Source organism: Marinobacter persicus, assembly GCF_900114155.1.
In the GTDB taxonomy this organism is placed as follows: domain Bacteria; phylum Pseudomonadota; class Gammaproteobacteria; order Pseudomonadales; family Oleiphilaceae; genus Marinobacter; species Marinobacter persicus.
The window spans coordinates 80692-95218 of sequence record NZ_FOSC01000012.1 but is presented as its reverse complement, the minus strand read 5'-3'; the positions used below and the strand labels follow the sequence as shown (position 1 = coordinate 95218).

The following is a 14527-nucleotide window of genomic DNA, read 5'->3' as shown; positions in this document are numbered from 1 at the left end:
CGATCAAAGCGGCTCTACCCGCTCGAGCAGGCGCCCGGTTTCCACCAGCTCGAGAAACTCGTCACCCATCCGCTCACTCTCGGCAATCGCCCGGCGCCAGCTTTTCTCACGGCTGGCGTTGTCACCGGCGTAACGGTCAAAGTCCTTGCGGTCCGGCAGCTTGCCATCCGGCAGGGTGGCCAGATATTCCGGCGACGGTGCCAGCAAGAGCACATCCTGGACACGGGTGCTGTCGCCCCGGCGCCAGGGCAGCGCCTTGTCAAACCAGCCGGGCACAATCTTGTCGGTAAAATGCGGGTACAACACGATCCCCGGCTGCTGCCAGGGCAGATCCAGGTGGTAATCCAGCAGACCGCCGTCCCGGTACACCCCTTCCGGCCCGCCCGGCAGGTCCGCCACGCCGGAAAGGATCATCGGGATGGAACCAGAAGCCAGCAGTGAGGGCATGAGGTTATCCCGGGTCAGGTCAATCTGGTGACTGGTGAAATCGGTCAGCCCGGAAACCGGCGTGTTGCCCCGGGGGTCACGGACAATGCCCCGCTCCATGAACCGGCCCAGGTGCCGGCGCCCCAGCATGTTGGCGCTGACCGCCCCCAGCAACCCCAGACCCAGCCGGCCGCGGGTATCTTCGGCCAGCAGGCCCAGGCTGCGGATCACCATGATATTCAGCCGATACCAGGGGTGGTTCAGAATATAGTCTTCCCGGCCGCCCAGCAGTTCATCGAGAAACTCTATGGCGCTATGGGTTACCTCCTGCGCTTTCATCCCTTTCTCAAAACGCTGACTGGTATACATGTCCGCCAGCTTGCGCAACTGTGCCACCGGATTATCGGAAGAAGCCGCCGCGGCAAAGCGCCAACTGCCCACCGAGGCACCGATCAACGCCCGCTCCTGCTCAACACGGGGCAGCCACTCACCGAAAATCGCCTGGTCCAGACCACTGATGCCAAGCCCTTTGGGGCCGCCCGCGGCGCCGGGAATCACGTGTACATCTTCCGGGCCCAGGGATTTTTGTTGCAGTCGTTCCAGCGCGCGCCGACCGGCGCGAATGGTCAGTGAAGAAATACCCGTGTGTATTGCCGTCATCAAAATCCTCGTTTGCATGGCGTCATTGTGTCGCAAGTGCAGAGAACCAGCCGTGGCGAAAGCACGTAAATTCCCTTAAGCTTCGCCCTTTATCTGGCTCAAATGTCTATTTTCCTTATATAACCGGGAACCACCATGTCACTACCGCTTGAAGAGCTTGCCGATCACTATCGCGCCATTATCGATGGCCTGGGAGAGAACTCCAACCGCGAAGGCCTGCAAGACACCCCCATGCGCGCCGCCAAGGCCATGCAGTTTCTGACCCAGGGCTACCAGCAGGATCTCGGGACCCTGGTGAACAACGCCGTATTCGAGTCCGCCATGGACGAGATGGTGGTGGTTCAGGACATCGAACTGTACAGCATGTGCGAGCACCATGTGCTGCCCTTTATCGGAAAATGTCACATCGCCTACCTGCCCCAGGGCAAGGTTCTCGGACTGTCGAAATTCGCCCGCATTGTCGACATGTACGCCCGCCGCCTGCAGATCCAGGAAAACCTGACCCGCCAGATCGCCGAGGCCATCGAGCAGGTCACCGGGGCCAAGGGTGTGGCCGTGGTAATCGAGGCCCAGCATATGTGCATGATGATGCGCGGTGTGGAAAAACAGAATTCACGCATGAAAACCTCCATGATGCTGGGGCAGTTCCGCAAATCCCAGGCGACACGCACAGAATTTCTGAACCTGATCAGCAACAACCGCTGATCCCCGAACCTTCAGGGAGGTCTCATGGCAGATATCAACGGCAACCAACTGGCCCGGGTACGCATCAAGAACCTACTGCTGCGAGCCTACATCGGCATCAAGGAAGAGGAAATCAACAACCAGCAGGATGTGGTGATCAATGTCGAACTGACCTACGATGCCTCCGAAGCCATTGAGCAGAATGAAATTGCCTCGGCGCTGAATTACCGTACCATCACCAAGCAGATCATCGCCCACGTGGATGGCCAGCGCTTCGCTCTGCTGGAGCGCTTGACCCACGAAGTACTGGCCATTGTCATGGACCACCAGGCCGTGCAGTGGGCACAGGTGGAAATCGACAAGCCCCATGCCCTGCGTTACGCCGAGTCGGTATCCGTCTGTCTTCAAGCGAACCGTTAATTAACCAGCAGGAGCGACCATGCCCCGCAAAGATCCGCAACTGATCCGTGACGTGCTGGAGAACGTGCGCACCATTGCGCTGGTGGGCGCCAGCGAGAAAACCAACCGCCCCTCCCACGAGGTGATGGAATACCTTCAGCGCCAGGGCTACCGGGTGATTCCGGTCAATCCCCGGCTGGCCGGCGAGCAGGTGCTGGGCGAAACCGTGGTGGCGGACCTTGCCTCCCTGCCGGAACCGGTGGACATGGCCGAGCTGTTCCTGGCGCCGGAACGCACAGATCCGGTCATCGACCAGGCCATCGAACAGAAGATCCCGGTGCTCTGGCTGCAAATCGGCGTTATCAACGAAAAAGGCGCACAACGGGCCGAGGCTGCCGGGCTGAAGGTGTTGATGGATTGCTGTCCGAAACAGGAAATTCCCAAGCTGTCTATCCAGACCCCAGCGGCGCGGTAAACCTGTTTCAGCTCAAATCAGGCATTACGGTTAACACCTATGCCTGTTCCCCGTGTGAACACTCTGACATAATCGGGAAATAAAAAAGTCAGAGTCCCCCCGCAATGAGCCGGGGTACCGGAGAGCAATGTGGAAAAACCCGAAACGACCATAAAGATGTTCGTGCGCGCGGCCATGAGCCCGACTTTCCCCTTGCTCATATTCCTGGCCTTCCTGGCCGTGGCGTTGATGCTGCGCAGCGGCCTCATGCGCCAGGACACCACCCAGATCGAACAGAACCTGCAAAACGAGGCCCGCGCCCTGGCCGATAACCTGGAACGGGAATTTGCCATTCATACCCGGGGTATTGGGCGCATGGCCAGCCGCATGGCCATCGAGGAAAATTTCGACGAAACCCGGTGGCGCGAGGACGCCCGTAATTACCTGGACGATTTCGGTGTCTACCAGGCCATTGAGTGGATCGATCGCAATTACATCATCCGCTGGCTGGAGCCGGTGACCAATAACCAGGAGGTCATCGGTTACAACGTGGCCTTCAACGACACCCGGCGCGAAGCCCTGGAGCGTGCCGCCGCCACCGGCCAATACGACCTGTCCAGCATTATTGACCTGCGCCAGGGCGGCAAGGGTATGGTGATATATCATCCGGTCGGGACCGGCGAAGAGAACAACGGCTTCATTGCCGGTGTCTTTCGCATGGAAACCCTGGCCGAGCAATTGCTCACCAGCCGGATGCTGGAGCAATTCCAGGTGGTGATCACCTACGGCGAGGATTCGGTGTACCAGCTTAATGCCTCGGCGGATGTGACACCCGGCTTCGGGCATACTCTGGCCGTTGATCTGCCCAACCTGGATTGGCAACTGACGCTTCGGCCCTCCCAGTCCTGGGTCACCGCCCAGCGCAGCAGCTGGCCCAACGTGACCTTTATCAGCCTGCTGTTGATGGGCGTACTGACCAGCCTCACAACCCTGCTGGTGCAGCTGATTCTGCGCCGCAACCAGGCGCTGCTGAAAACCCGCCAGGACCTGGAGCAGGAAATCGACCAGCGCAAAGCCATTCAGGTCGACCTGGAGCGGCTGGAGTCCACCGACACCCTCACCGGCCTGGCCAACCGTCGATTCTTCATGGAAGACCTGGCCCACACCCTGAACATCGCCGACCGGCAGATGCGACAGGTGGCGCTGGTAATGATGGACCTGGACCGCTTCCAGATGCTCAACGACTCCCTCGGCCACCAGTTCGGTGACGAACTGCTGATCAAAGTCTCCGAGCGGCTCAACGAGCTGAGCAACGAGCGGATTCTGGTAGCCTACTCCGGCGGTGACGAATTCATGGTGTGCCAGCAGCAGGTCGACGACCTGGACGACGTGATCCACCTGCTCGGCCAGATCAAGCACTGTTTCCACGAGCCATTCGAGGTCCAGGGCGAGAAACACAGCATCACCGCCACCATGGGCGTGGCGGTATACCCGCAAAGCGGCCTGGACGCCGACACTCTGCTGCGTAATGCCGATATTGCCCTCTACCGCGCCAAGGATCAGGGCCGCAACATGTACCAGTTCTACACCGAGGGCATGCAGGACAAGGAAGTGATGCGCCTGGAACTGGACAAAGACCTGAGTCACGCCCTGGCCAACGATGAATTCATCCTCTACTACCAGCCACAGCTGGACCTGACCACCGGCAAGATCAACAACGTGGAAGCGCTGATTCGCTGGCAACACCCACGCCGCGGACTGCTGGCGCCAGGCGAGTTCATTCCGCTGGCCGAGGAAAGCGGCCGCATCAACGACATCGGCCGCTGGGTGGTGCGAGCCGCCTGTAAGCAGCTGGCCAAGTGGAAAGGAACGCCGTACCGCAACATCCGCATTGCTGTGAACCTGTCCGGCCTGGAATTGGACGACGACGATCTGGTGGGCGATATCCAGGCAGCCTTGAAAGCCGAGCAAGTACCACCCTCAAGCCTGGAAGTGGAGCTAACCGAAGAAATCTTTATCCAGAACATCGAACACAACCTCAACCAGCTCTCCCGGCTGCGCAAGCTGGGGGTACACCTGGCCATTGATGACTTTGGCGTGGGCTATTCCTCACTGGCCTATCTGCGGGACTTCCCGGTGGACATGCTGAAAATCGACCGTTCGTTCATAACCCACGTCACCCGCCGGCACGATGATGCGGTGATAACCCGGGCGGTGATCAACCTGGCCCACAACCTGGGCATCCAGGTGGTCGCCGAGGGCGTAGAAACCCAAGAGCAGTTGAATTTCCTGCGCCACCACAGCTGCAACCTGGCCCAGGGTTTCCTGATCAGCCGGCCAATTCCGCCAGAAGATCTGGAACGGGCGCTGGAAGAGGGACTACTGTTTACTGGCGTCACGGCGAGTTCCTGATGGTGTATTCCGGTTCAGGCCTGGAAACTCTTGGTGAAGCAGCAATCGGGTAGGGCTTTCCAAAACACGCTGTAAATACATCCCTGTAGCGCTCGAGCTCCGCCATCCCTGGCTCCGCACGGTTTTGGAAAGCCCTACCCGATTACTGCACCGAACTCATTGCTAACATCCCGAAGGCTTAACATGGCAGCAAAATACCTAACCCCGGAACAGAACGCACAACTCAGACGCTGGGAGCGCTGGAATCGCAATTACTTCATCTTCGCCTTCTTCGCATTGATCGTCGTTCTGGTGTTCAGCTCCCAACTGGGCATTTCCTCCGGCGACGAATGGGGCTCACTCGGTATGCTGCTGGCAATACTGATCGTGCCGATTATTGTGCTGCAGCTGCGCCTCAAGTGCCCCGCCTGCGGCGCAAAAATCGGCTGGCAGGCAAAACTGCTGGCCCCGGACCAGTGCAAAGCCTGTGGCACCTTCCTGCAATCAAAAAACTTCCGATCCTGATTTTCTCTCCTGAAACTTTTGACCTGTGAGTTGCTCACAGGTTTTAATCTTTAATCTATATTTCGGAGTTCGCCGTGCCGTAGCGGGACAGGCTTCCGAAAACCGCTGCAAGTACTTCCATGTACGCTTGTCTCCGCCATCCATGGCTACGAACATTTTCGGAAGCCTGTCCCGCTACGCCACTCCTTGAACCTTGGCAATCTGCTCTTGCAGCGTTTTGCATCAAAGTACGAGAGTGAATGGAGACACCTTTCCAAAACCGTGCGGAGCCAGGGATGGCGGAGCTCGAGCGCTACAGGGATGTATTCACAGCGTGTTTTGGAAAGGTGTCTCCATTCACTCCGGCACGGAGTAAGACTGTTGGAAACAAGGAACCCATGAAAGTCAAAGACATAGCCACCGCAGCCGGCGTTAAACCGGACACCGTGCGCTTCTACACCCGCGAGGGGCTGTTGAACCCGACACGCAATCCGGACAACAACTACCAGCAGTACGACGCCGAAGACCTGCGCCGTCTGCGGTTTGCCCGCAAAGCCCGGCAACTGGGTTTCTCATTGCCGGAAATCCGGCAGATTCTGGAGCAGGCGGATGACCACCACTCGCCCTGCCCCATGGTTCGGGATGTCTTTCAGAAACGACTGGCAGCGGTGGAAGACGAAATTGCTCAGTTACAACAATTACGCCAGAGAATGGTATCGGCACTGGCCGCCTGGGAAGACATGCCTGATGCCACGCCGGACGGGCATACCATTTGTCGCCTGATAGAACACTGGGACGCCCCGTCCGAAGGTTGTTGCCATAAGGAGCCGAATGATGAATAAAGCACCGGAGCTGAAGACCACACTGACCATTTCCGGCGCCTCCTGCCAGGGCTGCGCGAAGAAGATTCGTAACGCGCTGGAACCACTGACCGGTAGCACCGACCTGGTCGAGGTGGACCTGGACAACCAGACCGTGGCCCTGCCGGAAGGTATCGATGCCGACGAAGCGGCCCGTATCGTCACCGAGACCGGTTACCCTGCGGAACCGGTTGAGCCGGAAAACACGGCCGGGGAAGCCGCCGCCGGCTCGTGCTGTGCCGCCCAAAAGGAGCCGTCCTGTTGCAGCAAAAAGGCCGACGACCCGAGCGCGGATACGTCCAAGGAAGAAACCGGAGAGGCATCCGGCAACAATGAACGGCCATCGACATCGGTAGCTCACGGGCAAATCGCCCTTTCAGTATCCGGCGCCACCTGCGCCTCCTGCGTGAACACCATCGAAAAAGCCCTGATGTCGGTGCCAGGGGTCACCCATGCGCACATGAATCTGGCGGACAATACCGCGACGGCCACCGGAGATGCCGATCCCAATGCACTGGTAGAAGCGGTGGAAAGTGCCGGTTATGGCGCCAGTGTCATTGAAAACGAGGACGAGGCCGACGACCGCAAACAGGAAGAAGACAAGAAGCAGTACAAAACCCTGCTGGTAAAAATGGCCATCAGTCTGGGCCTGGGTCTGGCCCTGATGATCTGGGGCATGGGTTTCGACACCATGATGGTGACTGACGATAACCAGCTTACCTGGATCAATTTCGGCATTCTCACCCTGGGGGTCATGATCGCCACCGGCGGGCATTTCTACACCGGCGCCTGGAAGGCATTCAAACACCACAATGCCAACATGGACACGCTGATCGCCCTGGGCACCGGCACCGCCTGGCTGTATTCCATTGTCGTTGCCAGCTTCCCCGAAGCCCTGCCGGAGATGGCGCGGCATGTGTACTTTGAGGCCTCGGCCATGATCATCGGCCTGATCAATCTCGGCCAGGCGCTGGAGCTCCGCGCCAAGGGCAAGACCTCCGAGGCGGTGCGCCGGTTGCTGGATTTGCGGGCGAAAACCGCCCGGGTAATCCGCGATGGCCAGGAGCAGGACATTCCGGTTGAAGACGTTCAGAAAGGCGACCGGATTCGGGTGCGCCCCGGGGAAAAGCTGCCGGTGGACGGGGTCATTGCCGAAGGCTCCACCCGTATTGACGAAAGCATGCTGACCGGTGAGCCCATGCCGGTCAGCAAGGGCGAAGGCGACGAGGTGTCCGCCGGCACCCTGAACACCCACGGCTCGATTATCTACGAAGCCACCCGGGTGGGCAGCGAAACCGCATTGGCTCAGATTATCAAGCTGGTGAAAAAGGCCCAGGGCTCCAAGCCCGCCATCGGCCGGCTGGCCGACAAAATTTCCTCGGTGTTTGTGCCCTCGGTCATGCTGATTGCCGTGGTCTCCGCACTGATCTGGTACAACGTCGGGCCGGAGCCGGCGGTGGTGCACATGATGGTGGCGGCCACCACCGTTTTGATCATCGCCTGTCCCTGTGCACTGGGCCTGGCCACGCCCATGTCCGTCATGGTGGGTGTGGGCAAGGCCGCCGAATACGGCGCGCTGATCCGCCAGGGCGATGCCCTGCAGACCGCCGGCAAGCTGGACCTGGTGATTCTGGACAAGACCGGCACCATCACCGAGGGCCGGCCGGGGGTCACCCGGGTGCATGCCACAAACGACGACGAGCAAACACTGCTGGCGCTGGCGGCCGGCCTGGAACAGCATTCCGAGCACCCGCTGGCCGAGGCCATTCTGGCGAAAGCCGAAGACGACGGGGTGGAACCGTCGAAGGTTACCGGCTTCGAAGCCCTGAACGGCAAGGGCGTACAGGGCGAGTACGACGGCCAGCCGGTGCGCCTGGGTAATCGCCGCTGGCTGGAAGCCGAAGGTCTGGCGCTGGATAACCTGAATGAGGCGGCCAACGCCATTACCGATGAAGCCGGTACACCGCTGTTTCTGGCATTGGGTGAAACCGTGCTGGGCGTGATCGGCGTGGCCGATGCCATCAAAGCGGATTCCAAAGCCGCCATTGAACGGCTGCACCAGGCCGGCATCAGGGTAATGATGGTCACCGGCGACATCGACGCCACCGCCAAAGCCATAGCCAGCAAAGCCGGCATCGACGACTACCGGGCCGAAGTGCTGCCGGAAGACAAGGCCGAGGTGGTCAGCGAAATGCGCGGCAAGGGCTACACCGTGGCCATGGTGGGCGATGGCATCAACGACGCCCCGGCTCTGGCCGCCGCCGATGTCGGCTTTGCCATCGGCACCGGCACCGATGTCGCCATCGAAAGTGCTGCCATCACCCTGATGCGTGGCTCGCTGCATGGCGTGCCAGACGCCATCGAAATCTCCCGGGCAACGGTGAAAAACATCCACCAGAACCTGTTCGGGGCCTTTGCCTATAACACCCTGGGCATTCCGGTGGCCGCCGGTTTGCTCTACCCCATCTGGGGCATCCTGATGAGCCCGATCCTGGCCGGCGCCGCCATGTCGCTGTCGTCCGTCACCGTGGTTTCCAACGCCAACCGGCTACGGTTGTTCCGCACCAGCGGTCAACCACAGGCCGGCGAACAAAAGGAGTGAACCAAATGCAGGATATTCTGGTCAATATCGGAGGACTTGCTTTGATGGGAGCCATTGTCTGGTGGTTCTGGCTATCCGGCTCCGGTTCAAAAACAACGGAACATCATCACCACTGAGGTAAACACCATGAAAAAACACACTCTGGCCCTGGCCATGACCGCCGCGCTTGGCTTCAGCACCACCGCCCTGGCCGGTGGCGCAGCGCAAAGCATTCACGTGTACAAATCGCCCACCTGCGGCTGCTGCGAAGACTGGATTGACCACCTGGAAGAGAACGGCTTCGAGGTGAAGGCCACCAATTCCAACAACATGGGCAAGATCAAGGCAGAAGCCGGTTTGATTCCGGGCCTGGGTAGCTGCCACACCGCCTATGTGGGCGATTACGTCATTGAAGGCCACGTGCCGGCAGATGACATCAAACGCCTGCTCAGCGAAGCCCCCCAGGCCACCGGCCTGAGCGTACCGGGCATGCCGGCGGGCTCACCGGGCATGGAGATGGGTAACCGGAAAGATCCATACCAGGTAATTCTGTTCAATAACCTGGGGCAGACAAGGGTGTTTGCCGAATACAATTAATAGTGGTGCTTTTTTGCACTCGTAATGTAACCAGCGTTCAAGTATAAAGGAAACAGTAATAAGGACATTCCCGGGGAGCCGCTGTGAGCCTGAAAACCCGCATACTTGCCCTGCTGGCCGCATTGATTGTGATCGCGGCAACAGCCTCGTTACTGGCGTACCGGGAACTGTCCGCCAGTATCATCGAGCGCTGGGGCAAGCAGGTTGCAGAAATACAGGTTCGGTATGACAGCGCCCGGCTGCTGCAGTCCCTGGAGCGGGAAATCGGCCTGGCACGACAGATGGCCCAGTCCGGCACGCTGCTGCGCTGGGCCAACAACCCCGAAACGACTACGCCAACAACCAGTTCCGCTACACCCTCGATCCGACAAAACCTGACGACGCCTGGTTTTTCCAGCTCATCGACGAGGGCCGCGACTTCCACCTGAACGTCAACCCGGACACCGAGTTGGGCGTTACCAAGCTCTGGATTGACGTCCTCATGCGCAATGTCGACAACGAGATCGTCGGCATGGTGGGCACCGGCATGAATCTGGACGACTTCCTGCAGGACATCGTCGACATCGGCCAGGACGGCATCACCACCCTGTTCGTGGATTACAACGGCGCCATCCAGCTGTACCGGGACCGGTGGCGGTTTTCCTGGCCACCAGGCCGGCGACGACATCCTGTGCCGGGTGGCACTCTGGCTGAAAGCGGCCGTTCGTCCCTACGACCATCCCGGTCGCTGGGGCGGGGACGAATTCGTGGTTATCCTCTCCCCGTGTGACCGCGCAACCCTGCAACAGATTGCCTGCCGTATCCGCGCCGAGGTGGAAAAAGAAAGCCGGCGCACCGGCACACCGGTCACCATCAGTGTCGGCGCCTGCTACTGCCTGCCGGGCGAAGACATGGACACCATTCTCCGACACACCGACAAGGCCCTCTACGAAGCCAAGAATCAGGGCCGTAACCGGGTGTGCATACAGACCGAAAACGGCCCCGAGATCCATCCGGTCTGACTCATACCGACAGAACCGTTATACTCCGCCCCATCATCCATTTTTAGCCAGGTTCTTTTTCCCATGCTCAATGCCGACGCTCTCAATCAGTTGCGCCAGCTGAAAACCGATATCAAGGAAAACAAGGTGGTCCACCCCGGCACCGTCAAGGCCACCAACGGGCGTTTCGGTTTTGTCGCGCTGGACGAGGGACGCGATGTTTTCCTGCCGCCCGAGGAAATGCAGAAAGTACTGCCCGGCGACCGGGTCAACATCACCGAACATGAAGTGGAAAAAGGCAAAATCCAGGGCGAAGTGGACGAGTTGCTCGAATCCCACCTGACCACCTTCGTGGGACGCTATCTGGTCAAGGGCAAGGGCCATTTCGTGGCACCGGAAACTCCGGGCATCAACCGCTGGATTTTCATTCCACCCAAGGAACGCATGAACGCCGAGCCCGGCGATTTCATCTACTGCCAGATCCACCGCCATCCGTTCAAGGACGGCAAGGGCCAGGCCAAAGTTTTGCGGGTTATCGGCAAGGAAGGCGAGCCGGGCATTGAGCGGGCCTTCACCCTGGCCAACTTTGATCTGACCGACACCTGGCCCGAGGCCGTGCAGCAGCAGGCCGATACCCTGAACGAAGACAGCATTGTCGCCGAAAGCGAAAACGAGGACCGGGAAGACCTGACCGACCAACCCTACGTGACCATCGACAGCCCCGGCACCCAGGACATGGACGACGCGCTGATGGCCACCCCCAACGCCACCGGCTGGACCCTGTCCATCGCCATCGCCGACCCGGGCGCGCTGGTTGAACCGGGTAGCCCGGCCGAGGAAGAAGCCTTCAACCGCGCCACCGCCATCTACTTTCCCGGCGAACCACTGCCAATGCTGCCCGAGGGCATCAGCACCCGCCTTTGCTCGCTGATGCCGGATACCCCGCGCCTGGCACTGGTGTGCGACCTGCAGGTAAACAACGACGGCAGCCTGGGCGACTACCGTTTTCGCCAGGCGACCATCCGTTCCAAGGGCAAACTCAGCTACGAGCTGGTGGCGCACCTGATTGAAGGCCGGGAAGACGACGACATCAAGGCCCTGCCCGAGGATGTCAGCAACAGCCTGGACCAGCTGCACCAGGCCGCCACCGCGCTGCGCAAATGGCGCGCCGAACACGCGTTGCTGAACACCGACAGACCGGAATTCCGCCTGCGCCTGGACGAGAACAAGCGCATCCGCCTGATTGAACCGGCGGTACAGAACGAGGCTCACCGGCTGGTTGAGGAATGCATGGTGGCCGCCAACCGTTGCGCCGCCGATTTCCTGCAGCAACAGGGCGAAGGCCTGTTTATCCAGCACCCGGGCCTGCGCGACGACCGCGCCGACAACATCCGCAAACTGCTGGAAGGCTACGCACCGCACCTGACCGAGGTGGACGCCGGCTCCGCCGAAGGCTTCAAGACCCTGATGAAACACAGTGAACAGGTAGAGGCGGAAGTGCCGGTCAAAGCCATCCTGTCACGCCAGCTGGCCCGCGCCGAAATGCGCTTCGAGCCGGCTCCGCACCAGGGCATGGGCCTGGCCGCCTACACCACCTTCACCTCGCCGCTGCGCAAGTTCTCCGACTTCTACGTGCACCGGCTGATCAAGGCGGCGCTGTGGAACAAGCCCATGAAGGCCCTGAACAGCCAGCAGCTCGAAGCGTTGCAGACCGCCCAGTTCCGCGCCCGCCAGGCCGCCAACACACTGGAAACCTGGCTCAAGGCGGACTACGCCAAAACCCTGACCGAGGAACCGATGGAGGGCACCATCAGCCGCACCATGCCCTCCGGTTTCTTTGTGCGTCTGGACGCCAACGGCCTGGAAGGCTTCGTCAACTGCAAGGACCTGGACGGCAAATACAGCTTCGACCCGGTCACCCTGCGCCTGGTGCACAACAAAAACGGTCGCATCTTCCAGCTCGACCAGCGTGCCACTGTCAGCTTCGCCGGTGTGGATGAAGCAAAGCGACAGATCAACTTCAGGTTACTCGACGTAGAAGAAGTGCAAACTCCGGAAAAGTAAGCTAAACAGAAGACTGGTGGGCAAGCAGAGAAGTCTTTCCAAAACCGTGCGGAGCCAGGGATGGCTTGCCCAACTCAACTTTTTGAAATTCGCAGGAGTACACCATGCCAGTTAACGTCACCCTTGATGGCAACCCCATCGAACGCAGCGGCAATTTCCCGCAACCCGGTGAAAACGCCCCGCCGTTCACCCTGACCACCAGCGGCCTGGAAGACGTCAAACTCGACCACTGGGCCGGCAAGCGTAAAATTCTCAACATTGTGCCCAGCGTCGACACCGGCGTATGCGCGGCCTCCACCCGAAAATTCAACGAAAAAGCCGGCAGCCTCGACAACACCGTGGTGCTGGTGATCTCCGCCGACCTGCCTTTCGCCGCCTCCCGTTTCTGTGGTGCCGAAGGCCTGAACAACGTGGAAACCCTCTCAACCTTCCGTAACTACAGCTTCCAGGAAGATTACGGTGTGGCCATCCAGAGCGGCCCCCTGGCCGGCCTCTGCGCCCGTGCCGTGGTGGTTCTGGATGAAAACAACAAGGTTCTGCACAGCCAACTGGTCAGCGAAATCAAGGACGAGCCGGACTACGACGCCGCACTGAAGGTCCTTTGATATTTTGAGTACCGCCTCCCTGGCACGCCAGCTGTACAGCATGACCTGGCCCATGCTGTTTGGCGTGCTCTCCCTGATGACCTTCCAGCTCACCGACAGCGCCTTCATCGGCCAGTTGGGCGGCGACCCGTTGGCGGCGCTGGGCTTTACCGTACCCATGCAGCAACTGGTCAGCGGCATGTACGTGGGCCTGGGCATTGCCACCACCGCCATCATCTCCCGCACACTGGGCCAGGGGGACGACCTGCGGGCCCAACGCCTGGGCGGACTGGTGATTGCCGTGGGTGCGTCGCTGGCCCTGGTCCTGTGCCTGTCCGTATGGCTGCTGCAGGGCCTGATTCTGGATCTGCTTGGCGCAGAAACCGCCCTGCGCCCGGTCATCCGGCAATACTGGGCGCCCTGGCTGGTCTCCGCCTGGACCGGCGCCATGCTATATTTCAGTTACGCCGTGTGCCGGGCCAATGGCGATACCCGCCTGCCCGGCTATATGATGATCTTCACCAGTCTGCTCAACATCGCCCTGGACCCGCTGTACATCTTTGTCTTCGGCTGGGGCCTGCCCGGCGCCGCCTGGGCCACCATCACCGCGTTCGGCATCGGTGCCCTGATCGTCTACCCCACACTGATTCGCCGGCAATGGCTGCGCCTGGACCTGCTGCAACTGAAACTGCTGGCCGCCATCCGCCAGCTTGGCGGCATCATGGCGCCGGCCATGGTCAGTCAGCTGATGCCGCCGGTCTCGGCCATGCTGGCCACCGCCCTGGTGGCGGGCTTCGGTTCGGCGGCCGTGGGCGCCTGGGGCCTGGGCACCCGCCTGGAGTTCTTCTCGATCGTGGTGGTGCTGGCCCTGACCATGTCCATGCCACCCATGGTGGGGCGTCTGCTCGGCGCCGGAGAGATCGAGACCATCCGCAAGCTGGTGCGTATCGCCGTGCGCTTTATCGTACTCTGGCAACTGGGTATCGGTTTGGTCTGGCTCGCCGCCTCGGGTATGGTTGCCAATCTGTTTACTCGTGATGCCAACGTACAAGAGGTCCTGATCGATTACCTGTTGCGGGTGCCATTAAGCTACAGTGGGCTGGGCGTGTGCATCCTGATGGTATCGGTCAATAACGCTCTGGGCATGCCCTTGCGGGCACTGCTGATCTCCACGCTGCGGCTGTTTGCCTGGTACCTGCCCATGCTCTGGCTGGGCAGTCAGCTGGGGGGCCTGCCCGGGCTGATGACCGGCGCACTGATCGGTAACCTGCTGGCCGGTACCAGCGCCTATCTGCTTTACCGCCAGGGCATGACACACTTGCGCCAGACCGCCTGAACCAACA

12 protein-coding genes and 1 pseudogene are annotated in these 14527 nt (G+C 60.3%); 12 read left to right on the top strand and 1 reads right to left on the bottom strand.

The window, feature by feature from the left end; all coding sequences use genetic code 11:
- Nucleotides 1-3: 3 nt before the first annotated feature.
- Entirely contained in the window at nt 4-1086 is a 1083-nt protein-coding gene (locus tag BMZ63_RS13610) for a hypothetical protein (protein WP_091706320.1), read from the bottom strand.
- Between the two features lie 135 nt (nt 1087-1221).
- Here BMZ63_RS13610 and folE point away from each other — a divergent pair, with 135 nt between their 5' ends.
- The 12 genes and pseudogenes from folE to BMZ63_RS13550 all read left to right on the top strand — a co-directional run bounded on the left by folE (nt 1222) and on the right by BMZ63_RS13550 (nt 14520).
- Nucleotides 1222-1791 (top strand): GTP cyclohydrolase I FolE, encoded by a 570-nt coding sequence (gene folE / locus BMZ63_RS13605; protein WP_091706318.1) that lies wholly within the window; start codon nt 1222-1224, stop codon nt 1789-1791.
- Between the two features lie 24 nt (nt 1792-1815).
- Nucleotides 1816-2190, top strand: coding sequence for a dihydroneopterin triphosphate 2'-epimerase (gene folX, locus BMZ63_RS13600; RefSeq protein ID WP_091706316.1), 375 nt, complete (start codon nt 1816-1818; stop codon nt 2188-2190).
- Between the two features lie 19 nt (nt 2191-2209).
- On the top strand, nt 2210-2644 hold the full coding sequence (locus BMZ63_RS13595) for a CoA-binding protein (protein WP_091706314.1): 435 nt from the start codon (nt 2210-2212) through the stop codon (nt 2642-2644).
- Nucleotides 2645-2800: 156 nt separating this feature from the next.
- Nucleotides 2801-5035: a bifunctional diguanylate cyclase/phosphodiesterase gene (locus BMZ63_RS13590; RefSeq protein WP_091706423.1), complete on the top strand. Its 2235-nt coding sequence runs from the start codon at nt 2801-2803 to the stop codon at nt 5033-5035.
- 183 nt (nt 5036-5218) lie between these two features.
- Complete coding sequence (locus tag BMZ63_RS13585) at nt 5219-5539, top strand: hypothetical protein (RefSeq protein WP_091706312.1); 321 nt, start codon at nt 5219-5221, stop codon at nt 5537-5539.
- Between the two features lie 377 nt (nt 5540-5916).
- Nucleotides 5917-6360: a MerR family transcriptional regulator gene (locus BMZ63_RS13580; RefSeq protein WP_091706310.1), complete on the top strand. Its 444-nt coding sequence runs from the start codon at nt 5917-5919 to the stop codon at nt 6358-6360.
- Nucleotides 6353-8980, top strand: coding sequence for a heavy metal translocating P-type ATPase (locus BMZ63_RS13575; protein ID WP_091706308.1), 2628 nt, complete (start codon nt 6353-6355; stop codon nt 8978-8980). Before BMZ63_RS13580 ends, BMZ63_RS13575 begins: the two co-directional genes overlap by 8 nt.
- A 126-nt stretch (nt 8981-9106) precedes the next feature.
- Nucleotides 9107-9556, top strand: a complete 450-nt coding sequence (locus tag BMZ63_RS13570; RefSeq protein ID WP_091706306.1) for a DUF411 domain-containing protein — start codon at nt 9107-9109, stop codon at nt 9554-9556.
- An 83-nt stretch (nt 9557-9639) separates the two neighbouring features.
- Nucleotides 9640-10557, top strand: a pseudogene (locus tag BMZ63_RS13565) (GGDEF domain-containing protein).
- A 63-nt stretch (nt 10558-10620) separates the two neighbouring features.
- Entirely contained in the window at nt 10621-12600 is a 1980-nt protein-coding gene (locus tag BMZ63_RS13560) for a ribonuclease R family protein (protein WP_091706305.1), read from the top strand.
- 104 nt (nt 12601-12704) lie between these two features.
- The gene (tpx, locus tag BMZ63_RS13555; RefSeq protein ID WP_091706303.1) at nt 12705-13205 is read left to right on the top strand and encodes a thiol peroxidase; all 501 of its coding nucleotides are present in this window, start codon (nt 12705-12707) and stop codon (nt 13203-13205) included.
- A gap of 40 nt (nt 13206-13245) precedes the next feature.
- A complete protein-coding gene (locus BMZ63_RS13550; protein WP_091706422.1) occupies nt 13246-14520 on the top strand; it encodes an MATE family efflux transporter in 1275 nt (424 codons plus the stop codon).
- The last annotated feature ends 7 nt before the right edge of the window (nt 14521-14527 follow it).

Excerpts from the sequence above, each read along its gene's own strand:
- BMZ63_RS13610 (WP_091706320.1), bottom strand. The coding sequence starts at position 1,086 with ATGACGGCAATACACACGGGTATTTCTTCACTGACCATTCGCGCCGGT.
- folE (WP_091706318.1), top strand. The coding sequence starts at position 1,222 with ATGTCACTACCGCTTGAAGAGCTTGCCGATCACTATCGCGCCATTATC.
- folX (WP_091706316.1), top strand. The coding sequence starts at position 1,816 with ATGGCAGATATCAACGGCAACCAACTGGCCCGGGTACGCATCAAGAAC.
- BMZ63_RS13595 (WP_091706314.1), top strand. The coding sequence starts at position 2,210 with ATGCCCCGCAAAGATCCGCAACTGATCCGTGACGTGCTGGAGAACGTG.
- BMZ63_RS13590 (WP_091706423.1), top strand. The coding sequence starts at position 2,801 with ATGTTCGTGCGCGCGGCCATGAGCCCGACTTTCCCCTTGCTCATATTC.
- BMZ63_RS13585 (WP_091706312.1), top strand. The coding sequence starts at position 5,219 with ATGGCAGCAAAATACCTAACCCCGGAACAGAACGCACAACTCAGACGC.
- BMZ63_RS13580 (WP_091706310.1), top strand. The coding sequence starts at position 5,917 with ATGAAAGTCAAAGACATAGCCACCGCAGCCGGCGTTAAACCGGACACC.
- BMZ63_RS13575 (WP_091706308.1), top strand. The coding sequence starts at position 6,353 with ATGAATAAAGCACCGGAGCTGAAGACCACACTGACCATTTCCGGCGCC.
- BMZ63_RS13570 (WP_091706306.1), top strand. The coding sequence starts at position 9,107 with ATGAAAAAACACACTCTGGCCCTGGCCATGACCGCCGCGCTTGGCTTC.
- BMZ63_RS13560 (WP_091706305.1), top strand. The coding sequence starts at position 10,621 with ATGCTCAATGCCGACGCTCTCAATCAGTTGCGCCAGCTGAAAACCGAT.
- tpx (WP_091706303.1), top strand. The coding sequence starts at position 12,705 with ATGCCAGTTAACGTCACCCTTGATGGCAACCCCATCGAACGCAGCGGC.
- BMZ63_RS13550 (WP_091706422.1), top strand. The coding sequence starts at position 13,246 with ATGACCTGGCCCATGCTGTTTGGCGTGCTCTCCCTGATGACCTTCCAG.